The following is a 20,236-nucleotide window of genomic DNA, read 5'->3' on the forward strand; positions in this document are numbered from 1 at the left end:
CCTGACGACCCGACGATCGGGAGGCTCGGATGAGCACGGAAGTCTTCGACGCGGTCGTCATCGGTGCCGGCCACAACGGCCTGGTAGCGGCGAACCTCCTGGCCGACGAGGGTTGGTCGGTCCTGGTACTGGAACAGGCGGACAAGCCGGGCGGCGCGGTGCGGACCGAAGAAGTCACCGGGCCGGGCTTCCGCAACGACCTCTGCAGTGCCTTCTTCCCGCTCACCGCGGTGTCGCCGGTGATCAGGGGACTGGGTCTGGAGGAGCGAGGCCTGCGCTGGCGGCATGCTCCCGAAGTGCTCGCGCACGTGTTGCCCGACAACAGATGCGTGGTGCTCTCACGGGACATCGAGCGAACGGCGGCGTCGGCCGACGAGTTCGCGCCGGGAGACGGCGCCGCCTGGAAGCGTCTTTTCGCGCAATGGCAGGACATCCGCGAGCCGTTGCTCAACGCCTTGTTCACCCCGTTCCCGCCGGTGCGCCCGGCTCTGCGGCTGCTGCGGCACACGGGGACCGCCGACGCGCTGCGCCTGGCCCGGATGCTCACGTTGCCCGCGCGCCGTTTCGGGGAAGAGCTCTTCGACGGCGAAGGGGCGCGGTTGCTGCTGGCCGGGAACGCCGCGCACAGCGACCTTTCCGTCGACAACGCGGGCAGCGCGGTGTTCGGCTGGCTGCTCGCGATGATCGGCCAGGACGCTGGTTTTCCGGTGCCGGTCGGCGGAGCGGGGGAGCTGACCGCCGCGCTGGTGCGGCGACTGGTCGCTCGCGGCGGGGAGGTCCGATGCCGTTGTCCTGTCACGGAAGTACTTGTCGCGGGCGGACGTGCGATGGGAGTGCGCGACAGCGCGGGTGATCCGATCCGGGCCCGCAAAGCCGTTCTCGCGGACGTACCGGCGCCGACGTTGTACGGCGAAATGGTCGCGCCGGAATGGCTTCCGTCCCGGCTGCTCGACGATCTCGGCCGGTTCCAGTGGGACAGCGCAACGGTGAAGGTGGATTGGGCGCTGTCCGGCCCCGTTCCGTGGAAGGCCGAAGGCGCTCGCGGCGCGGGAACAATCCACCTCGGCACCGACCTGGACGGCCTGTCGGCGTTCGGCGGCGACCTTGTGCGCGGCCGGAGCCCGCGTACTCCGTTCCTGTTGTTCGGGCAGATGACGACGAGCGACCCGGACAGGTCACCTCCAGGCACCGAAGCGGCCTGGGCGTACACCCACGCACCACGCGGAATCATGGAGAACCGGAAGGCACTGGACCGGCAGGTCGCGAGGATCGAGAAGACGGTCGAGGCGAACGCGCCGGGATTCCTCGACCTGATCCAGGGCCGGTACGTGCAGGGCCCCCTCGAACTCGCGGGTCACGATCCCGGCCTGGTCGGCGGCGCGATCAACGGCGGCACCACGGCCATCCACCAGCAGTTGTTCTTCCGTCCGATCCCTGGCCTCGGCCGTGCGGACACCCCGGTCGACCGCTTGTTCCTGGCGGGCTCCGCGGCCCATCCGGGAGGAGCGGTCCACGGCGGACCAGGAGCCAACGCGGCCCGCGCCGCGCTGGCACGGGCCGGTCGGTTCGGCGGGGGTTACGCGGCGGTGATCCGCGCCGCGAACCGGGCGGTCTACGACTGAGCGCTCTTGCGGTTCGCGTACTTCCCGGTCACCAGATCGGCGAGCCGCGCGAGGGCCTCGGTGTTGCGAGGCTTCGCGACGAGCGCCTGAACCGCCTCCGGCAGCACTTTGCCGGGACCACGGATGACTTTTTCCGTCATCCGGACCTCGGTCTTGTTTTCGCCGTGGGGGAGCAGGGTGAGCCCGACGTCGGCCGCACCCAGCGGCCAGCCCCTCGCCTCCAGGGAAAGGAAAGTGCCGGGTTCGACGGCCTTGACCACGGTGACGTCCTGAATGTGCAGCGGCCACGGCCCGACACTGTGGTGGATCCGTGACCCGACGGCAGGCCAGTCCTCATCGACGTCACGGATGTGGGAACTGCCGACCACCCAGCCCGCGTAGAGCCAGCCATCGGCGAGCACGGCGAAAACGGCGTCCGGCGGTACATCGATGATGCGGCTGACCTCGGTCACGGTGTCCTCCTGTTTTGGGGTGGCAGAACCCGAGTACCCCGCTGACACGGCTTGAAGCCTTGGGGCGCCACCCTGCTCGCCGCGGAAGGACAGATCGACCGCGACCGATCCGGTGGACCTTTCGCAAAAAGCCTCCGAACGGCCGCGTGTGTGTGGGAGCCGTACGCTGCGGGTAATCCGTGCGGGTGTCGAGCGCCAGGGAGGACCGATGGTGGAGAACCGGCGTCAGCGGCTGCAGGCGCTGCTGGCCGCCGACCGTGCCGCCAATCCCGCCTCGGTGGTGAGCCTGACATGCGGTCGATGTGTGGTGGAACTGTCCGTCACCGGCGCAGGGGCGACTGTTCTGGCTGAGATACCCGCTGGAAGAGGCAATGGTGATGGTCGTCAGAGTCGTGGTCTGGTGCACGCGACGAATACGGTGAGCGCGGGGTTGGAAGATCTGCAGCTCACTGTCGGGGAGGGGCCGTGCCTGGACGCGTTCGCCACCGGGGGGCCGGTGCTGGTCGCCGATCTGGCGGCGGAGGTGGCGCGGTGGCCGGCGTTCACGCCTGCGGCGTGCGAGCTGGGCGCCGCGGCGGTGTTCTCGTTCCCGTTGCAGGTCGGGGTGGCGCGGTTGGGATCGTTGGATCTCTATCGCGACAAGGTCGGACCGCTGACGCGGGTCGAGTTGGCTGACGCGCTGATCTTGACCGATCTGGCCACGCAAGGGGTGGTGGATGACCTGAACGGGCACAGTGTCGAGGATGTGAGCTGGCTGGCGGATCCGCATGTGCAGGTGCATCAGGCCGCGGGAATGGTGCAGGTCCAGCTGAATTCGAACACGGAGGTGGCGCTGATGCGACTCCGTGGCTACGCCTTCACCCATGATGTTCCCCTGGCCGAGGTCGCCCAGCAGGTCGTCGAGCGTTCCCTGCGCTTCACCGACAACGAGGACGGCAACCATGCGCAGCGAGGGAGAGGCCCACGAGATGCCCACTGACCGGGATCAAACAGTCGCCGATACATTCGTGTCGCTGGCGGACACGCTGGTCGCGGACTTCGACGTGCTCGATTTCCTCGGTCTGCTCACCGAACGGGCCGTCGACTTGCTCAACGTCGACGCCGCCGCGGTGATCCTGTCCGATCAGCGCGGCGGATGGCGGCCCACGGCCGGGTCGTCCGAGCAGGCCGACCTGGTCGAGGTCTTCGCCGCGCAAACCCGGCAGGGACCGTGCCTCGACTGCGTCCGCAGTGGCAAGGCGGTGTCCACGGCTGATCTGTCCGCGGAGACTGAACGGTGGCCCCAATTCGCGCCCGCGGCGGTCAGCGCGGGCTTCCGTGCCGCGTGCGCCGTGCCGATGCGGCTACGTGACGACGTCATCGGCGCCTTGACGTTGTTGAGCACCGACCCGGTGGCCATCGACGACGCCAGTGTCGCCTTGGGTCAGTCACTCGCCGACATCGCCACCATCGGGATCCTGCAGCATCGCGCGATCCTGCACGACGAGATCGTGTCCGAGCAGTTGCAAGCGGCCCTGCATCACCGCACCGTCGTCGAACAGGCCAAGGGTGTGCTGGCCGAAGCCGGTGGGCTGGACATGCACCAGGCGTACCTCGCGTTACGCGGCTATGCCCACGCGCACCGACGGCGGTTGTCCGAAATCGCGCGAGACGTCGCGACCACGTCTTTGGACCCGCACGCCCTGCTGACCGGCACGGCCGACGTCACTCGGTCGTGACCCCGCGAAAAGACAGAGGAGCGCAGCTCATGTCTCAGACTCCCGACTCGTTGCAGGAAACGTCGCGTGATCGGGAAAGGCAGGTGTCCCGCACGTTCGTCAGCCTCGCCGACACCCTGGTGGCCGACTTCGACATCGCCGACTTCCTGAGCATGCTCACCGAGCAGTGCGTCGACCTGCTCGGTGTCTCCGCGGTCGGCGTGATCCTGCTCGACTCCAGTGGCGGCTTGCGGGTCGCGGCCACCTCCTCGGAACGGGCCGAGTTGCTGGAGCTGTTCGCGGTGCAGACCGATGACGGGCCGTGCATCGACTGTGTCCGCGGTGGCGCCCCGGTGTCCAGCGCGGACCTGCCTGCCGAGGCGCACCGCTGGCCGAGGTTCTCCGCGGCGGCGACGGAGTGCGGGTTCCGCGCCGTTCAAGCCTTGCCGATGCGGCTGCGGGACCAGGTCGTCGGCGTCATGACGCTCTTGAACATCGGTACCGGCGGGCCGGATCGCGACGACATCGAACTCGGGCAAGCTCTTGCCGACGTCGCCACCATCGGCATCCTGCAGCAGCGCAGCATCCAGCGCGGCGACCAGCTCACCGAGCAACTGCAAACCGCGCTGGACAGCCGCGTCGTGATCGAACAGGCCAAAGGTGTGCTCGCCGAGCACGGCCAGGTCACGATGGACGAGGCGTTCACGCGGCTGCGCGGCTACGCCCGCACCCACCACCACCGGCTGACCGAACTCGCCTACGCGGTCTCCGGACGCACCGCGGACCTGACCGCGATCTTGAAGCACCCGCAACCCAGGCGAAGCCCGCTACGGTAAGAGGAATTGTCGCGGGCGTCTCACTGCTTTCTTGCGGGGTAAGCCGGGGAAGTAGTCGTCTGACACGTGACTTGGTTCACCGCTGAAAGGCTTCCCGGCGAACGTGAAGGCAGGGCGGGCCGCGACCCCGCTCGCGGAGGGCACACGCTCGTGAACCAGTTTTCCGCCCGCTATCAGCGGGTACACCCTTGTGTGATCGCCCCGGCCCCTGGCGTCAGAACACGACTCTGGAAGAGCAATCTCTATGACACAAGCACTGGAATATCCCCGAAAGCAGGAGCATCGAGCACCGCAGCCGATGTTGTCCGGGGAGCAGTCCCGTACCGAGAATCTTCTCGTCAAGCTGTTCGCGGTGGTGCCGTTGCTGGCGCTGGCCGCGGCTGTTCCGTTTGCTTGGGGTTGGGGGCTTGGTTGGGTGGATCTGGGTCTGGCCGCGGGGTTCTATTTCCTGACAGGTCTCGGGGTGACGGTCGGGTTTCACCGGTACTTCACTCATGGGGCTTTCAAGGCCACTCGTGGTCTGCGGGTCGCGCTCGCGGTTACCGGCAGTATGGCGATGCAGGGTCCGGTCATCGGCTGGGTGGCCGATCATCGGCGTCACCACGCGTTCTCCGATCGTGAGGGTGATCCGCATTCGCCGTGGCGGTTCGGCACTGGTCCGGCCGCGTTGGCCCGTGGTTTCTGGCACGCCCATATGGGCTGGCTGTTCGACCGGGAGAAGACCAACGCTCAGCGTTTCGCCCCGGATTTGCTGGCCGATCGGGACATTGCCCGGATCGACAGGTTGTTCCCGGTGCTCACCGTGGTCACGCTGGTCGCGCCCGCTGTGCTCGGTGGTGTGCTCACGATGTCCTGGTGGGGTGCGGTGACCGCGTTCTTCTGGGCGAGTCTGGTCCGTGTCGCGTTGTTGCACCATGTCACGTGGTCGGTGAACTCGTTGTGTCACCTGATCGGTGATCGTCCGTTCGCCGCTCGCGACAAGTCCGCGAATTTCTGGCCGTTGGCCATCGCGTCGATGGGTGAGTCCTGGCACAACTCTCATCACGCTGATCCGACCGGTGCCCGGCATGGTGTCCGGCGTGGTCAGTTGGATATTTCCGCGCGGCTGATCTGGCTGTTCGAGAAGGCGCGCTGGGCGACCGATGTCCGCTGGCCCAAGGCCGACCGCCTCGGCCGCAAACTCAACCCCGGCTACCGGATGTCACCGCGCGGGCTCGGGAGACGCCCGGTCTTGAACCCGCACGGGGACTGATGCCCGAGACCGGATCAGTTCGGCACCCTGGGCGGGTCGATGAAGCAGACTCGGATGGTGGTGCCACGCGGCCCGGTGTGGATACGCACGAGATCGGCCAGATGGTTGACCAAGAGCAGTCCGCGGCCGCGCAACTGTCCAGGTGGGGCGGGGTGTCGTCCGGCCAGGGGGTCGGTGAGGTGACCGGCGTCGTGGGTTTCGCAGACCAGCCGATCTTCCTCACGCCAGATGCGCAGCCGCCCCTGTCCGCCGCCGTGGTCGATACTGTTTCCCAGCAGTTCGGCTACGGCGAGTTCGACTTCCCCGATCCGGTCCGGAGCGAACCCGGCCCGTTGTGCCTGTTCGCGGGTAAAGGCGCGGGCCTGGGACAGGGAGGCTGCGTCGCCTGTGACAGCGTCGATGGCGGTGACCGTGTCCGGGGCGACAGGCTCAGGCAGCGGTGTGTTGTATCCGGTGATGATGCGGTCGGGGTCGTAGACGGTGCTGGTGCGCTCACCGGCGGTATCGACCAAGACCGGGTGGGTGGTCTCGGCGTCCGCCAGGGTGCGCGCGTCCAGACGTGTGGTGTCGTACGGGCAGAGAATAGTGACCTCACGGCCGGTGAACGCGAGGTTGATCAAGGCTTCGTGCTGGGCGCAGGCCGGGTATTCCAGCTCCGAACGGTCGGCCCAGATCGGCTCGCCGATGATACGGACCCGCCTGGTGGGATGCGTGTCAGCGAATGCGCGGAGGACGCCGGGGATGATCCGGCCGGGGTTGCGACCTTCCTTGGTCATGTCCAGCATTCGGACCTGCTCGGCGTCTCGGCCCAGCGCGGCGCGGAGCAATTCCAGGTTGGGGCCGGGCACTGACACCGCGACCGGCTCTCCCGCACGGAGGCCTTGCCGGATGAACGGGATGGTGCCCGCGAGGTAGTCATCCGGGCTTTGGTAGAACAGCGCGGGATGGACGAACGGGTCGTCGGCTGTCGCCGTCGTGGTCGGGTTCATCGTGGCCTGCCATCGTCGCTGAGGAGTTGCTCGGATTCCTCCGGCCAGAACAGGCGCAGAACCTTCTGCACGTTTTCTGGTGGATGCCGAATCTTTATCGCCCGGGCCTGGCGGGCGGCTTCGACCAGCGCGCTTACCCCATGGACGTCGGTGTATGTCAGGCCGGACAAGTCCACGGTGGTGCCACCTGTTGTCACCAGGACGCCCAGGCTCTTGCCCCACGTCGCCCGGGTCGTGACGTCGATCGCTCCCGACACCTGTATCCCACTCGCTCCGGGCAGGTCGGATATCCGCAACCCGAGGTCGTCGTCTCGCTGGTCGTGGTCCTGACCGCCGGAGACCGCGGCGTTCTCCACGTCGTTGCCCTCCCGCCAAGCCTGACACTTCCCGCTGTACAGGACAGCTTAGGCGTAGGTGGAATCCGATCCGCTGCGCGCACAGCGAACTGACCAGGAGGAGCCCGGCCGGGTTCGTGCTCGCGCCTGGGCGAGATGCTCACCGTCGCCTCGGTTCCATGCGGGTGGATGGTTCACGAAGCACTGGCGAGCGCGCGCAGCAGGGTCGCAAGACCGTCCGGCGCCCGGCCGTCCAACCGGGCACTCGTCATCACCTTCGCCTCCTCGGCATAGGCCAGCCGGAATCCGGCGTTGGCGAGGCGGCGCCACAGGTCGTGGTCCTCGGCGGTCCGGATCGGGAAGAAGCCGCCGACCGCGTGATAGGCGCTCGCCCTGATCGACAGGTTGGCTCCGTAGACGTTCCCGTGACCCGCCGGGCTCCGCACGGTGGCCAGCCGGGCCTCGTAACGCGGCTGCGCGGTGGCCGCCAACCGGGCGTTCAGCTTCGCCGTTCCGGCCACGGCGTCCCAGCCCGCGTCCGCCCTGCGGACATGCCGGACCGCCCAGTCGCGGTCGACCACGGTGTCCGCGTCCGTGCTCAGCAACAAGGTGCGGGCCGAGGCGTGATGATCCAGACCGCGAAGCAGATGCCGTGCGCCCAGCGCCCGGGTCGCTCCTATCGTCAGGTCGCGAGTGTTGACAAGGACCTCGGCTCCCGCACCCCTGGCCAGTTCGGCGGTGTCGTCGCGGCAACGGTCGGCCACCACGCAGACACGGCGCTCCAGCTCCGGAGGCAGTTCGCGCAGGGCGACGGCCAGCGCGCGCAGGCATGCCGGGAGGTCGGTTCCCTCGTCGCGCGCCGGAATCAGCACGCCCACGGACGTGATCAACGGCGTTCCAGGACGTCGACCAGGAACTCGTCCTCGCTGTGCGTCACCAGGCTCCGCAGACCTGGGTGCGCCCGCAGCTTTGCGTGGACTTCGAAGCCGTGGTGGGGCGCGTCAGGCGCTTGCGGGCGCCAGTGCACGGCCAGCACCTGCCCGTCCGGTCCCAGTGACGCCACGGTGCGGTCCAGCGTCGCCATCAGATCCGCTTCGCTCAGGTAGTAGAGGATTTCGCTCAGCACCACCAGATCCGCCGGGCCTCGTACATCGCCGGGGAGCGAACCCGCGGACAACTCCACAGTGGACAGATGGGCCAAGCGATCCCGCGCGATCGACAGAGCGGCAGGCACCGGATCGAACGCGCGGACGCGGTCGCAGCGACCGGCGAGCTCCAGCGTCAGCGCGCCCGTGCCGCAGGCGGGTTCCACGGCGAAGGCGTATCGCTCGCGCGGCAGGGCGGCCAAGGCGACCGTCCTTTTGCGACGCTCGTACCAGCTGTCCATCGTCCACGGATCGGGCTCGCGGTAGAGCGTCTCGAATCTGCTCACCGGGGTCGATGTCGTCCTCGGTTCGTGGAACAGGATCTCCCGGTCGCGCGCGAAATGTTCCAGCACCGCCGGCGTCAGGATCGGATCCTCGCCGCTCGGGCCGGGCTCCAGCTGTGACCGGAAGACCTCGACGGCTTTCGCCTTGACCGCCACCGTCGCGTCGTCGAGCCGGACTTCCGCGGCCCGGGCCCAGGGAATGGCCGGGTCGTCCGGCGCCACCAGGTGCCACAGCCAGATCGGGTAGGACCACCGGTGCGCGCCCAGCGGCGCGGCACGGAACGCGGCCCGGCCCGCCACGCGGTGGTCCGGGTGGGGATCTTCCGGCCACGGTGCCAGACAGAGCTCGCTGTCCGCGGCGACCACACGGACGACGTCGGCCAGTTCGGGCTCGTGCTCGACGAGCGCCGAATCGGGAAGACCAACCCAAACCGGCTCCACGTCGCCCATTCCCTGGCACCGCAGCGCCTCCAGGAGTTCGGCTCGACGCCGCGCGCCGAGAGCCTGGCGCTCGGCGGCCGACGACCCGGGGAACGCGGCCTCCCCGTCCGTGGCGACGACCAGCCGGATCTCGGCTCCACGGGCGTGCAGACGCTGGAGGAGCCCGGAAACACCCAGGGTCTCGTCGTCCGGGTGTGCGGCGACGACACAGACGCGGCGGACGTCCTCGACGGGGAACGGCGGGAGCCGCGCCAGGTCACGCCAGCCCGCTTCGGGGTGGAACGGGCCCGTGCTCATCGCCGCCCGTCCTTCACCAGTTCGACGCCCAAAGCGGCGAGGTCGCGCGCACCGTGATGCTGCCGGACGTAGACCATCAGGTCGGCCAGCTGCTGTGGCAGCCGCCGGTCGCGGCAGAGCGCCGTCGGCCCGGTGATCTCCGGCGCGCGGTCGAGGACCTGCCGGGCCGTGTGCTCGACGGCGGCCCGGCAGAGTCCGGTCAGCAGCGTCAGGTCCTCGTCCGGATTGGTGTCGATGTCGCCCGCTGTCCGCACGAGCAGCGCGTCGGCCTGGTGGATCGCGGTGTGGAGCGCGCCGAGGTGGGCGTACTGGTGGTCGTCCGCCGCGCCCCGGGCCAGCAGGTACGCCGTCACCGAGTCCACGACGGCCGCGCAGCCGCCGAGCCACACCGCGGCGACGCCCGCTCCGCCGAGGGCGAACCCCGGCCTGGACACGTACCAGCCCGGCTCGCCGACGATATGGGCCGCGGTCACCGGGACCCCGTCGAACCGGACGTCACCACTGTCGGAGGCGTCCATCCCGATCGCCTGCCACGTTTCCGGCAGTGCTTGGACGCCCGGCTCGTCCAGGCCGATCTCGAGCAGGATCGGCGGACCGTCCTCGTACTCCGCCACCACCAAGGCGCGGTCGAGGACCTGAGCGCCGGAGCAGAACCGGACGGTACCGGTGAGGGCGCCGCCCACGACGACCGCGCCGGTACCGCCGGACCGGGCGGCCCAGACGCCGTACAGCGCGTCCGGTACGGGTTCACGACCGGCTTCGGCGAGGATCGCGAGGGCGTCGGTGTGGCCTTCGGCGAGCCGCCCGAGCACCAGATCGCGGCGCCCGAGCCCGGCGAGTGTCGTCCAACGGCCCCATGTGTCGCCCTCGCCGGGGCGTGGCAGGTCGAGAACGCCGTTCGCCATCAACAGCCGCACCATGGTGGTGATGGTCTCGACGGATCGCGGCCCCGGCAAAGGTTCCGGTGCGGTCGGTTCGAGCAAGGTCCTCATCGAAGTGCGATTCCTCAGTCGTTCATCACCTGTTCGGCCCGCTCCCACGCGCGGTGCAGCCCCACGGCGTTCACCAGCTCCGAGGAGAACGGTTTGGCGACCTCGTCGGCGAGCACGATTCCCGGCGCGCCGACGTCGATCCCGGCGTCGGTCAGCACTCGCACTCCGTCACCCCACGCGCCGATGGCCTTGCAGTGACGGAACATCTCCTGCAACAGCACGGTCAGCTTGATGTCGTGCAAGCCGGCCGTACCGCCGGCGACCACCACCGCGTCGAACTCGATGGAACGGGCGGTGAGGAAGGTCCTCGCCACCGGCAGTTGCCCGCGTCCTCGCTTCAGTGTTCCGCCGGCCGGCGCCAGAACTCGCAGAATCGCGCCTTGAGCCTCGACGGTCCGGCGGAGCTTGCCGATCCCGCCGAGGTCGGACCCGTGAGTCGCCACGACCCCGATGATGCGGCCGGTGATCGGGCCCGGGCCCGTGGGGATCTGTGACAACGCGGCCGACGGGGTGACGTCTCGGGCGGGAGTGCCTTCCGGAGCGGGCAGCCCGAGTCCGGCGGCGACCGCCGCGCAGAGTTCGCTGTCGACGCGGGCGAGCGACTGGAGGACACGTGCCTGGATCGTCTGTGCGAAGCACTTCCCGAGCTCGAACGTGAACGCTTCGATCACGTGGACCCTCTCGATCCCGGACAGGCTCTTCCAGAAGAGCGTGGCCTGCGAGAAGTGATCGTCGAACGACACCGGGTTGGCCCTGATCTTCGGGCCCGCCACTTCGATGGGCCGGTGGACGTAGGCGCCTTCGGCTTCCGTCGCCGTCGTCGGCAGAGCGCCGTCGACGCTGTTGGGCAGATACGGGGCCTGCCCGTGGTGAATGAGAGTTTGATGCATCCCGTCACGCAGATTGTCGTTCACGGCCACATGCGGGCAGTTGATCGGGAGCTGGGTGAAATTGGGGCCACCGAGCCGGGTGAGCTGAGTGTCCAGATAGGAGAACAGCCTCGCCTGCATCAGCGGGTCGTCCGTCACCTCGATGCCCGGCACCAGGTTGCCGGTGTGGAAGGCGACCTGTTCGGTCTCGGCGAAGTAGTTGGTCGGGTTCCGGTCCAGGGTGAGCTTGCCGACCAGCTGGACCTCGGCGAGTTCCTCCGGGACGAGTTTGGTCGGATCGAGCAGATCGATCCCCTCGAACATCTCGTCGTCGGAGTCCGGCAGGACCTGCAGGCCGAGCTCGTATTCCAACGGCGCCCCGGCGTCGATGCCGTCGGCCATGTCCCGGCGGTGGAAGTCGGGATCGGCGCCCGCGGCGATCTGGGCTTCCTCCCAGACCAGCGAGTGCACCCCGGCCACCGGTTTCCAATGGAACTTCACCAGGCTGGTCCCGCCCTCGGCGTCGACCAGCCGGAAGGTGTGCACCCCGAAGCCCTCCATGGTCCGATAGGAGCGGGGGATCCCGCGATCGGACATGGCCCACATGACGTGGTGCGTCGCTTCGGTGTGCAGGGAAACGAAGTCCCAGAAAGTGTCGTGCGCCGTCTGCGCCTGCGGGATTTCACGGTCAGGATGGGGCTTGCCCGCGTGAATGACGTCGGGGAACTTGATGCCGTCCTGGATGAAGAAGACCGGCATGTTGTTGCCGACCAGATCGAAGTTGCCCTCGTCCGTGTAGAACTTCACCGCGAACCCGCGGACGTCCCGGACGGTGTCCGCGGAGCCCCGCGATCCCAGTACCGTCGAGAACCGCACGAAGACGGGAGTCTCCCGGCCCCTCTCCAGGAAACCGGCCTTGGTCACCGAAGACGCGTTGCCGTAGGCGCGAAAAGTGCCGTGCGCGGCCGCGCCCCGCGCGTGGACGACCCGTTCCGGGATGCGTTCGTGGTCGAAATGGGTGATTTTTTCGCGGAGGTGGAAATCCTCCATCAAAGACGGTCCTCGCGGGCCTGCCTTCAGCGAGTGGTCGGTGTCCGGCAGCCGGACCCCTTGAGCCGTCGTCAGGTAGTTCCCACGCTGCCCCTCACCCGACCGGCCGACCGTCGCGTTCGATTCGTCTTCGGCCGGTGCTGTCTGCTCGCGCTGACGTTTCGGGGGCATGATTCTCCTTGCCGAGAGTGGTGGTGCGCCGCGTATACCCCGCCCTGGCCTTTTTTATGCGATTCCGCCGGAAAGCTCTTTCGTGTCAGGAGCCACAGGTGTGCGCGGTGCCAGTCGGGGGTAGTCACCCGGGTGTCGCATCCGGATCATCCGAAAGGGAACTGACGTGAGCCTGAACGACGACGACATCTCCACCACGACGGACAAGGAAAACGAAGGCCCGGCCGACTCCGGTGCGGGCAAGGGGACTCCCGGTGAGCACGACGGCGGGGCGGACGGCGGTGCCGAAGGTCCGGCCGACTCCGGCGCCGGTGAGGGCACTGTCGGCCAGCACGACGGCGGCGCCGACGGCGGCGCGGACAGTGGCGCGAGCTGAGCTGAGCGAACCGGCCACCGGTACCGGGCGAGGCGGCGAAAGCCTCCCGGTACCGGTCGCTGGCCGCGCTCCGAAGGGTGTTTTGGCCCGATTGGTCGGTTCCGACGTCGAGGAGTTCTCTTCCCGGCACTGGGGCCGTGAGCCGTTGTTGCGGCGGACCGGCGGCGGCTTCGGGGATCTGCTCGACCTCGATGGGGTCGACGAGATGTTGTCCCGCCGAGGGTTGCGTACGCCGTTCCTGCGGTTGGCGCGGAACGGATCGGTGGTCGATTCCCGTTCGTTCACCGAGGGTGGCGGGGTCGGCGCCGAAATCGGGGATCAGGTCCGCGACGACCGGATCGCCGCTCTCTTCGCCGAAGGCAGCACCATCGTGCTGCAGGCCCTGCACCGCACCTGGCCGAGCATCATCGACTTCACCACCCGCCTGACCGACGAGCTCGGTCACCCGGCGCAGGTCAACGCCTACATCACGCCGCCGTCGTCACAGGGCTTTTCAGCCCACTACGACGTGCATGACGTCTTCGTCCTTCAGCTGGCGGGCCGCAAGCACTGGAAGGTCCACGAGCCCGTCCACCCGGCGCCGCTGCGCGACCAGCCTTGGAGCGAGCATGCCGACGCGGTCGCCGCTCGGGCTCGTGACGATGCCCCGGTCATCGACGAAGTCCTCGAACCCGGCGACGTGATGTATCTGCCCCGCGGCTGGCTTCACTCGGCGACCGCGCTCGGCGATGTTTCCGCGCATCTGACCGTCGGCGTCCACGTCGTCACGAGATTCGCCGTGGTGGAAGCGCTCGCCGCACTCGTCGCGTCCGACGAACGGTTACGTGCCACCTTGCCACTGGGAATCGACGTCGCCGATCCGGGCAGGCTGGACGGCCATCTCGAATCCGTCCGGGAAGATCTGATCGCCGCGCTGCGGACCGTGCCGAGTGAGGATGTCGCGAGGCATGTTCGCGAGAGGGTGTGGAAGGGAAACCGACCGGAGCCCCTGCCCCCGGTCGCCGCCGCCACGTTCGTGTTGAACCTCGGCGAGGGAGACTCCGTGCGGCGCCGCGAAGGCCTGCGTTTCCGCGTTCGTGACACTGGGACCGGCGAGGTCGTCCTCGAACTCCAGGATCGGCACCTCTCGCTACCCGATTCGACCTTGACAGCCTTGTCGGCGTTGCTCGACGGCAGAACGTGGTGCGTGGGGGAGATACCGGGGATGGACCGAACCGACCAGCTCGTGCTCGTGCGCCGCCTGCTCCGGGAAGGCGTGCTGATGGCCGCGAGCGCATGACCGCGCCGGCGGGCCGGTGCGCGGACCTAGCCGACTCCGCGGGCGATCCCGGTGAAGGCACGGCCTCGCCGGCGGAGCAGTGGCTGCTGATCGAGCATCCGGGTCCGTGGGGGAGGTTCGCGCTCAAGGAGTCCGGTCTCGATCCGGGGGTGGTCGCTTCGCTGACCTCTTGGGCGGCACGGGTGAACGGCCGGATCGCCTTGGTGCGCCGGCGCAACCGCCGTCCTGAGGCCCGGGTTCGGCCCTCTCGCTGGTTCAGGATCGACGCGCGCCCCGGCCAAGAAGAGATCCGAACCGGGAAATTCACCGACGCCGCCGGGCTCTCCCTCGTCCCGTCCGCACCGGGGGACGTGTTGCCAGGGCCTTTGGTGCTCGTGTGCGTTCATGGCAAACACGACACGTGTTGCGCGGTCCGCGGTCGTTCGCTCGCGGCCGCACTCGCCGAAGAATTCCCCGACGCCACCTGGGAGTGCAGTCACCTCGGCGGCTGCCGGTTCGCTCCCTCGATGGTGGTGCTGCCGCACGGTTTCACCTTCGGCGGCGTGCGGCCGGACGAGGCGGGCGCCCTCGTCCACCGGTATCTGCGTGGCACGCTCGGCACGGAGTTCCTCCGTGGGAGGTCTTCGCTCGACCAGATCGTTCAAGCGGCCCAGCATCATGCCCGCGTGGCCACCGGCACCACCGGAATCGACGCTCTCCGCCTGGTCGAGGACGTTCGCGTCAGCGGCTCCGACTGGCGGGTGGAATTCGCCGAACCCGGCTGCACGGTGTACCTGCGCGAACGATACGTCCCGGTGGACCGCCGGCTCACCTGCGCTTCGGAGCCCGCGAGCAGGATCAGGTTGTTCGAGCCGCAGGGCATGCAGTACCCGGGTTTCCACCCCCGGCAGGCTGGGTAGGCGAAGATCGACTCGAGGCATTGCTCGCGGAGCCCGGTCAGCTCTTCCGGCGGTAGAGCAACATGGTCAGCGAGCCGAACACCACGACGAGCGCAGCCGAGATGATCAGCACCAGCACGATCTGACCGGCCGTCGCGGTGCCGTGCATGAGCCCGCGCACGGCCGTCGCGGCGTGGCTGACCGGGTTCACCCGCACGATCGCGGCCATCCAGGACGGCATGGTCTCCGGCATGGTGAAGATGTTGCTGATGAAGCTGAGCGGGAACAGCAGCATCATGCTGGTGTTCGTGATCGACTCCGGTTTGCGCACCAGCATGCCGAGCGTGGTGAAGATCCAGCCCACGCTGAACGCGAACACCAGCAGCACCAGGATGGCGAGCACGACGCCGGCGAAACCGCCGTCGGGCCGGAAGCCGAGCAGCAGGCCGAGCCCGACGGTCAGCACGATCGCGAAGGTGTAGCGGACGATGTCGCCGATCAGCGCCCCGACGATCGGCGCCGGCTGCCAGAACGGCAAAGTACGGAACCGGTCGAAGATGCCCTTCGCCATTTCGGCGTTCAGCGCGGCACCGGTGTTCACGGTCATGATCAGTACGGTCATCACCAGGATGCCGGGCAGGAAGTAGTGCAGATATTCGCCGCTGGAGTTCGCGATCGCGCCACCGAAGAGATAGGTGAACATCAGCACGAACATGAACGGCATGACGACGGCTTCGCTCAGCTGCTCCGGCGCGTGCTTGAAGCCGAGCATCGCGCGCCAGGCGAAAGTCAGTGACGCGTAGATCGGATTCGGCCGGGACGGGCGGTCGTGCGCCGCGAGCGCGCCGCGGAGTTTGGTGTCCGGGACGGCGGTGGCTTCGGGCGCGGTCATCGGACTGCCTCTTCCTTGTCGACGTCGTCTTCGGTGGTGGCTTCGGCGGGGTGACCGGTGAGTGCGAGGAACACCTCGTCGAGGCTCGGCTGGCCCAGCGAGAAGTCCGACACGGAGATCCCCGAGCTGGACAGGATCGCCAGCGCGGGCGCCACCCGGTCCGGGTCCGGAACCTGCGCGGACAGGGCGGTCGGCTCGCTGTCGAGGGTGATCGGCACGCCGAGCGCGAGGTCGAGCAGCCGTTTGGCCTCGGGGCGCTCGCTGGGGTCCTTCAGCCGCACCCGGAGCGCGCCGGACCCGAGCGAGGACTTCAGATCGGCGCTGGTGCCCTCCGCGATCGTCTTGCCGTGGTCGAGCACCGCGATGCGGTCGGCCAGTTGGTCGGCCTCGTCGAGATACTGGGTGGTGAGCAGGATCGTGGTACCGGCCTCGACCAGTTCGCGGACGATGTGCCACACCTGGTTGCGGCTGCGCGGGTCCAGCCCCGCCGTCGGCTCGTCCAGGAAGAGCAGGTCCGGGGTGACCACGATGCTCGCCGCGATGTCGAGCCTGCGGCGCATGCCGCCGGAGTACTTGGCCGCCTGCTTCCCGGCGGCCTCGGTGAGGTCGAACGCCTCGATCAGCTCGGTCGCCCTGGCCTTGGCCGCCGCCCTGGAGTGCCCGAGCAGCCTCGCCACCAGAACCAGGTTCTCGTAGCCGCTGATGTTCTCGTCCACGGAGGCGAACTGCCCGGTGAGGCTGACCCTGCTGCGCACGGCGTCCGGTTCGGTGGCCACGTCGTGGCCGAACACCCGCGCCGAACCGGCGTCCGGGCGCAGCAGGGTGGCGAGCATCCGGATGGTGGTCGTCTTGCCGGCGCCGTTCGGCCCGAGCAGGCCGTGCACCACGCCGGGCCGGACGACCAGGTCGACCCCGTCCACGGCGGTGGTGTCGCCGAATCTCTTCACCAGTCCGGTGGTTTCTATCGCGAGAGCGGTATTCGAAGACAAGGCGAAACTCCCAAAATGTCAGCGCGGGCCTTCGGCGTTGAGTAACCGGCTCGCTACGCGGATGCCCAAGGTACCGAAACCGGATCGCACGGCACAGCCGCCCCCGGAGTGGCAGAAACGATCTTTTCCGGCGTCGGAGAAGAACTTCTTCGAGATTGCTATTCCGGTCCGCAACCGCCCCTTTCCCCAGCAATGGGAGAGAAGTGTTACCCGTATGGGTGGTCTTAAGTTCGTCGTGGCGCGAGGAGGGCTTTCGTGACACACGACCGCACCGCGATGGTCATCGGCGCCGGGCCTGCCGGGCTCGCCACCGCGATCGCGCTGCGCCGGGCCGGGTTCGGGGTCGAGGTCCGCGAGCGAGCGGCCGAGCCGCGGCCCGGCAATGGACTTACCTTGTGGCCCAACGGTCTTCGCGCGCTGGACGCGATCGGCGCCGGGGCCGCGGTGCGTGCGGGGGCGATGCCGGCACCGGGTACTTCGATGCGGTCAAAGGCGGGCCGGTCCCTCTACGAGGTGTCCGGGCCCGTCATGGACACGATCGGTGGACGCGGAGTGGGTATGCACCGCAAGGATTTGCTCGAAGCGCTCACCGGAGTGCTCGGCGAACGCCCCATCTTCGGCGTCCGCTGCGTCGGTGCGCGCACCGAAGCCGGGCGCGCGGTGGCCGATTTCGCCGACGGCACCGAGGCGCGCGCGGATCTCGTAGTCGGCGCCGACGGCATCCGGTCTTCCGTGCGGGACGGCATCGGGCTGGCCGAGCCGCTCCGGTACGCCGGTTTCACGGTCTGGCGTGCGACGATCGAATTCGAGCTGCCGCCGTTTCCCGGGGTGCTCTCGATGGGCGGGCCGAGTCAATTCGGAATCTGGCGGCTGCCGGCAGGCCGGGTTTACTGGTTCGCGTCCGCGCCCGCCGTCGAAGGTGCGCGCGAATCGAGGCCGCCCGCCTTCTTCGAAAACTGGCACCCGCCGATTCCGGAATTGCTCGCCGCGACCGGGAGCGAAGAGATCACCGCGACCGATATCTACGACAGTGAGCCACTGCGCGCGTGGAGCGTGGCCAGCGTGGTGCTGGCGGGCGACGCGGCGCACCCGAGCATGCCGAACATGGGGCAGGGCACCTCGCAGGCGTTCGAGGACGCCGCGGTGCTGGCCGATTGTCTCGGTGGCGGCGCGGGGATCGAGTCGGCGCTGGCGGAGTACGAACGGCGCAGACGGCGTCGTGCGCGTGCCGCGTGGTCGCAGGCCCGGATGCTCGCCCGGATCGGCGGGTGGCGCAATCCGCTGGCGTGCCTGCTGCGGGAAAAGCTGATGAGCTTCGCTCCGGAACGCGCGCAGTTGGCCCGGCTGGAGCGTCTGTTCACCTTTCCTCCGGGACCGGAAAATGATCACCGACGCCCGGGTGATTCGTATGGATGAGTGATGGTACTGATTGGGTTCGGCCAGTAGGATGCTAAAAGAACATATGGTGATTCTGGTCGTTCCAGGCGGTGTTCCCAGCAGCCGTGTCCGATCAGCAGGAGGCCGCCGGGGAGGCCGAGGTGGACGGTCCGGTACTGGAGTGTTCGGTGATGGAACCGGGAGTGGTCCGGGTCGGGCTCAAGGTCACCGTGCCGGTCGAGAAGGCTTGGCTCGCACTGGCCGACCCGGTGCGGCTGGCTCGCTGGTTCGGTGAAATCGGCGGGCCGTGGCTGCCGGGCAGGCGAGACCGGATCGAATTCGGCGACGGCGATTTCTTCGAAGTGCTCACGCACGAGGTCACCGAGTGCCGGGTGATCGATTTCGAATGGCGTTTTCTCGGGCTCTCGCCGATCGCGAGGATCCGCTGGACGGCGAAGGTGGTGCCGGACGGCACCGAAATCGCCGTCGAGGACCGCGACCCGCACCGGACCCCGGCGGAATCGGATGAACTGCTGACCGGCTGGACGGATTTCTTCCAGCGCCTGGCGCGTTATCTCGCCACCGGTGAATCCTGCCGTTACGAATGGCGTGACGACATCGACGGCTCGGTCGACCTGCCCTCGTCCGCCGATGCGGCCCTTCAGCAGGACACCCTGTCGCGCTGGTTGCCGATCGCGAGCGACGGATTCGTCCCGCGCTGGTTCTTCATCGTCGACGACGAGGGGCCGCGCCGGTTCCGGGTGGAAGACTGGAGCGAGGAACCGGGAGGGCTGCGGTTCTCGATCGAGATCCCCGGCGCGGCCGCCCGGAGTCGGTGCCGGGTCACGGTGGCGGGCAACCGGCTTTCCTTCTCCCACAGCGGTTGGCGCGCGCTCGAACTCCCCGACCGGCGGGCGCTGCTGCTGCGCCGCCGGTTCACCGCGGCCTGGGTGGCCGCGCTCGACCAGGCTCGTGGCCTCGCCGAAGTCCGTTGACGACGGCACCATCGACGCCCGATCCCCGGGCGGGAGAGACAATTGGGGGATTCTCCATGAAGGGAGAGCGGGTCCCACTGGAGTCGGCGGGTTGCGCCACCGACCAGACCGCCGAGGACCGGATCGAAGCGGTCTTGCGCTCGGTGCGGATGATGCGCGAGAACGTCGGCGACGAGCTTTCCCTGCGCGACCTCGCACAGTCCGCGCTGCTGAGCCCGTTCCACTTCCACCGGGTGTTCCGGCAGATGACCGCGTCCACCCCGGCCCGGTTCCTCGCCGCGTGGCGGATGGCGGAGGCGAAGCGGATGCTCGCCTACAGTTCGGTGAACGTCACCGACATCTGCATGCGGGTCGGCTATTCCAGCCTCGGTACCTTCACCTCGCAGTTCACCCGGCTGGTCGGGGTGCCCCCACGCCGGTTCCGCGCGCTGGTCACCGCATGGTCCGACCAGCCGTTCGCGGCCGTGCTGGCCGATCTCCGGTCCGTGCTGGTCGAACCGGACCCGGTGCAGCTGACCGGCACGATCACCGGCGGGGACGGCACGGACGCGTTCGCCGTGGTCGGGCTGTTCTCCTCCGGCATCCCTCAGGAGGCCCCCGCCGCGTGCGCGATCCCCGAGGTGCCGGGGATGGCGGTGTTCGGTGGCCTGCCGGACGGCGAGTACTACCCGCTGGCGATGTGCTTCCCGCCGTCCGTCACCGTGGCCGAAGCGATGGTCGACGAACTGGACCGGGGGTACTTCGCCGCGAGCCGGGTACCGGTGCGGATCTCCGGCGGGGTGGCGCTCACGCACTCGACGTTCTCCCTGCGGGTCCGGCCGCGTCGGCAGCTCGACCCGCCGATGGTGCTGGCGCTGCCGTTGGTGGTGGCCGCGCAGCTACATGACACTCCGATGCCCCGGCCGCGCTCTCCGCGCGCGTAACGTTCTTCGCCGGTTCCGCTCACGTGTGTCCGCCGGGCGTAGAATCCCTCCCAGGTTCACTACTATCGAGAGGTAAGGCAAAGGTGGCGTCGGTT

At 68.6% G+C, this 20,236-nt stretch carries 20 protein-coding genes; 11 read left to right on the forward strand and 9 right to left on the reverse strand.

Annotated elements, in window-relative coordinates; all coding sequences use genetic code 11:
* Nucleotides 1-29 precede the first annotated feature (29 nt).
* The gene (locus ACM6LU_RS14970) at nucleotides 30-1,622 is read left to right on the forward strand and encodes a phytoene desaturase family protein (protein ID WP_414938263.1); all 1,593 of its coding nucleotides are present in this window, start codon (nucleotides 30-32) and stop codon (nucleotides 1,620-1,622) included.
* Here the strand turns inward: ACM6LU_RS14970 and ACM6LU_RS14975 are convergent.
* On the reverse strand, nucleotides 1,613-2,074 hold the full coding sequence (locus ACM6LU_RS14975; protein WP_414938264.1) for an SRPBCC family protein: 462 nt from the start codon (nucleotides 2,072-2,074) through the stop codon (nucleotides 1,613-1,615). The two genes, ACM6LU_RS14970 and ACM6LU_RS14975, sit on opposite strands and share 10 nt — an antisense overlap.
* A gap of 208 nt (nucleotides 2,075-2,282) precedes the next feature.
* On the opposite strand from ACM6LU_RS14975, the gene ACM6LU_RS14980 reads away from it, so the two are divergent.
* From ACM6LU_RS14980 to ACM6LU_RS14995, 4 genes are all read left to right on the forward strand, one after another.
* Entirely contained in the window at nucleotides 2,283-3,053 is a 771-nt protein-coding gene (locus tag ACM6LU_RS14980) for a GAF and ANTAR domain-containing protein (protein ID WP_414938265.1), read from the forward strand.
* Between the two features lie 28 nt (nucleotides 3,054-3,081).
* Nucleotides 3,082-3,792, forward strand: coding sequence for a GAF and ANTAR domain-containing protein (locus ACM6LU_RS14985; protein ID WP_414938266.1), 711 nt, complete (start codon nucleotides 3,082-3,084; stop codon nucleotides 3,790-3,792).
* 29 nt (nucleotides 3,793-3,821) lie between these two features.
* Nucleotides 3,822-4,607, forward strand: coding sequence for a GAF and ANTAR domain-containing protein (locus tag ACM6LU_RS14990; RefSeq protein ID WP_414938267.1), 786 nt, complete (start codon nucleotides 3,822-3,824; stop codon nucleotides 4,605-4,607).
* 244 nt (nucleotides 4,608-4,851) lie between these two features.
* Nucleotides 4,852-5,859 (forward strand): acyl-CoA desaturase, encoded by a 1,008-nt coding sequence (locus ACM6LU_RS14995; protein ID WP_414938268.1) that lies wholly within the window; start codon nucleotides 4,852-4,854, stop codon nucleotides 5,857-5,859.
* A gap of 14 nt (nucleotides 5,860-5,873) precedes the next feature.
* Here the strand turns inward: ACM6LU_RS14995 and ACM6LU_RS15000 are convergent, their stop codons facing one another.
* From ACM6LU_RS15000 to ACM6LU_RS15025, 6 genes are all read right to left on the reverse strand, one after another.
* Nucleotides 5,874-6,848, reverse strand: coding sequence for an anti-sigma factor RsbA family regulatory protein (locus tag ACM6LU_RS15000; protein ID WP_414938269.1), 975 nt, complete (start codon nucleotides 6,846-6,848; stop codon nucleotides 5,874-5,876).
* Complete coding sequence (locus ACM6LU_RS15005) at nucleotides 6,845-7,204, reverse strand: STAS domain-containing protein (RefSeq protein ID WP_414938270.1); 360 nt, start codon at nucleotides 7,202-7,204, stop codon at nucleotides 6,845-6,847. Before ACM6LU_RS15005 ends, ACM6LU_RS15000 begins: the two co-directional genes overlap by 4 nt.
* 173 nt (nucleotides 7,205-7,377) lie before the next feature.
* On the reverse strand, nucleotides 7,378-8,073 hold the full coding sequence (locus ACM6LU_RS15010) for a glycosyltransferase (protein WP_414938271.1): 696 nt from the start codon (nucleotides 8,071-8,073) through the stop codon (nucleotides 7,378-7,380).
* Nucleotides 8,070-9,350 carry a PIG-L family deacetylase gene (locus ACM6LU_RS15015; protein ID WP_414938272.1) on the reverse strand — a complete coding sequence of 427 codons (1,281 nt, stop codon included), beginning with the start codon at nucleotides 9,348-9,350 and terminating at the stop codon, nucleotides 8,070-8,072. The genes ACM6LU_RS15010 and ACM6LU_RS15015 overlap by 4 nt, the downstream gene beginning before the upstream one ends.
* A complete protein-coding gene (locus ACM6LU_RS15020) occupies nucleotides 9,347-10,342 on the reverse strand; it encodes an acyl-CoA dehydrogenase family protein (protein WP_414938273.1) in 996 nt (331 codons plus the stop codon). The genes ACM6LU_RS15015 and ACM6LU_RS15020 overlap by 4 nt, the downstream gene beginning before the upstream one ends.
* Before the next feature lie 14 nt (nucleotides 10,343-10,356).
* Nucleotides 10,357-12,432, reverse strand: a complete 2,076-nt coding sequence (locus tag ACM6LU_RS15025) for a catalase (protein WP_414938274.1) — start codon at nucleotides 12,430-12,432, stop codon at nucleotides 10,357-10,359.
* A 166-nt stretch (nucleotides 12,433-12,598) separates the two neighbouring features.
* Between ACM6LU_RS15025 and ACM6LU_RS15030 the strand changes: the two genes are divergently transcribed.
* The 3 genes from ACM6LU_RS15030 (at nucleotide 12,599) to ACM6LU_RS15040 (ending at nucleotide 14,986) form a co-directional block, all read left to right on the forward strand.
* Nucleotides 12,599-12,808 carry a hypothetical protein gene (locus ACM6LU_RS15030; protein WP_414938275.1) on the forward strand — a complete coding sequence of 70 codons (210 nt, stop codon included), beginning with the start codon at nucleotides 12,599-12,601 and terminating at the stop codon, nucleotides 12,806-12,808.
* Between the two features lie 82 nt (nucleotides 12,809-12,890).
* A complete protein-coding gene (locus ACM6LU_RS15035; protein WP_414938276.1) occupies nucleotides 12,891-14,087 on the forward strand; it encodes a cupin domain-containing protein in 1,197 nt (398 codons plus the stop codon).
* Entirely contained in the window at nucleotides 14,084-14,986 is a 903-nt protein-coding gene (locus ACM6LU_RS15040) for a sucrase ferredoxin (protein ID WP_414938277.1), read from the forward strand. The genes ACM6LU_RS15035 and ACM6LU_RS15040 overlap by 4 nt, the downstream gene beginning before the upstream one ends.
* Before the next feature lie 37 nt (nucleotides 14,987-15,023).
* Here the strand turns inward: ACM6LU_RS15040 and ACM6LU_RS15045 are convergent, their stop codons facing one another.
* Nucleotides 15,024-15,857: an ABC transporter permease gene (locus ACM6LU_RS15045; protein WP_414938278.1), complete on the reverse strand. Its 834-nt coding sequence runs from the start codon at nucleotides 15,855-15,857 to the stop codon at nucleotides 15,024-15,026.
* On the reverse strand, nucleotides 15,854-16,846 hold the full coding sequence (locus ACM6LU_RS15050; protein WP_414938279.1) for an ATP-binding cassette domain-containing protein: 993 nt from the start codon (nucleotides 16,844-16,846) through the stop codon (nucleotides 15,854-15,856). The genes ACM6LU_RS15045 and ACM6LU_RS15050 overlap by 4 nt, the downstream gene beginning before the upstream one ends.
* A 255-nt stretch (nucleotides 16,847-17,101) precedes the next feature.
* Here ACM6LU_RS15050 and ACM6LU_RS15055 point away from each other — a divergent pair, with 255 nt between their 5' ends.
* From ACM6LU_RS15055 to ACM6LU_RS15065, 3 genes are all read left to right on the forward strand, one after another.
* Nucleotides 17,102-18,262 (forward strand): FAD-dependent monooxygenase, encoded by a 1,161-nt coding sequence (locus tag ACM6LU_RS15055; RefSeq protein WP_414938280.1) that lies wholly within the window; start codon nucleotides 17,102-17,104, stop codon nucleotides 18,260-18,262.
* An 86-nt stretch (nucleotides 18,263-18,348) separates the two neighbouring features.
* On the forward strand, nucleotides 18,349-19,218 hold the full coding sequence (locus ACM6LU_RS15060) for an SRPBCC family protein (protein WP_414938281.1): 870 nt from the start codon (nucleotides 18,349-18,351) through the stop codon (nucleotides 19,216-19,218).
* 56 nt (nucleotides 19,219-19,274) lie between these two features.
* Nucleotides 19,275-20,141 (forward strand): helix-turn-helix transcriptional regulator, encoded by an 867-nt coding sequence (locus tag ACM6LU_RS15065; RefSeq protein WP_414938282.1) that lies wholly within the window; start codon nucleotides 19,275-19,277, stop codon nucleotides 20,139-20,141.
* Nucleotides 20,142-20,236 lie beyond the last annotated feature (95 nt).

This window comes from Amycolatopsis sp. cmx-11-51, assembly GCF_047608665.1.
Taxonomy (GTDB): Bacteria; Actinomycetota; Actinomycetes; order Mycobacteriales; family Pseudonocardiaceae; genus Amycolatopsis.

What these genes read in the sequence shown, in the direction of transcription:
- ACM6LU_RS14990 (WP_414938267.1), top strand. Translation starts at nt 3,822, where the DNA reads ATGTCTCAGACTCCCGACTCGTTGCAGGAAACGTCGCGTGATCGGGAA.
- ACM6LU_RS14970 (WP_414938263.1), top strand. Translation starts at nt 30, where the DNA reads ATGAGCACGGAAGTCTTCGACGCGGTCGTCATCGGTGCCGGCCACAAC.
- ACM6LU_RS15015 (WP_414938272.1), bottom strand. Translation starts at nt 9,350, where the DNA reads ATGAGCACGGGCCCGTTCCACCCCGAAGCGGGCTGGCGTGACCTGGCG.
- ACM6LU_RS15000 (WP_414938269.1), bottom strand. Translation starts at nt 6,848, where the DNA reads ATGAACCCGACCACGACGGCGACAGCCGACGACCCGTTCGTCCATCCC.
- ACM6LU_RS15040 (WP_414938277.1), top strand. Translation starts at nt 14,084, where the DNA reads ATGACCGCGCCGGCGGGCCGGTGCGCGGACCTAGCCGACTCCGCGGGC.
- ACM6LU_RS14995 (WP_414938268.1), top strand. Translation starts at nt 4,852, where the DNA reads ATGACACAAGCACTGGAATATCCCCGAAAGCAGGAGCATCGAGCACCG.
- ACM6LU_RS15025 (WP_414938274.1), bottom strand. Translation starts at nt 12,432, where the DNA reads ATGCCCCCGAAACGTCAGCGCGAGCAGACAGCACCGGCCGAAGACGAA.
- ACM6LU_RS15065 (WP_414938282.1), top strand. Translation starts at nt 19,275, where the DNA reads ATGAAGGGAGAGCGGGTCCCACTGGAGTCGGCGGGTTGCGCCACCGAC.
- ACM6LU_RS14980 (WP_414938265.1), top strand. Translation starts at nt 2,283, where the DNA reads ATGGTGGAGAACCGGCGTCAGCGGCTGCAGGCGCTGCTGGCCGCCGAC.
- ACM6LU_RS15045 (WP_414938278.1), bottom strand. Translation starts at nt 15,857, where the DNA reads ATGACCGCGCCCGAAGCCACCGCCGTCCCGGACACCAAACTCCGCGGC.
- ACM6LU_RS15020 (WP_414938273.1), bottom strand. Translation starts at nt 10,342, where the DNA reads ATGAGGACCTTGCTCGAACCGACCGCACCGGAACCTTTGCCGGGGCCG.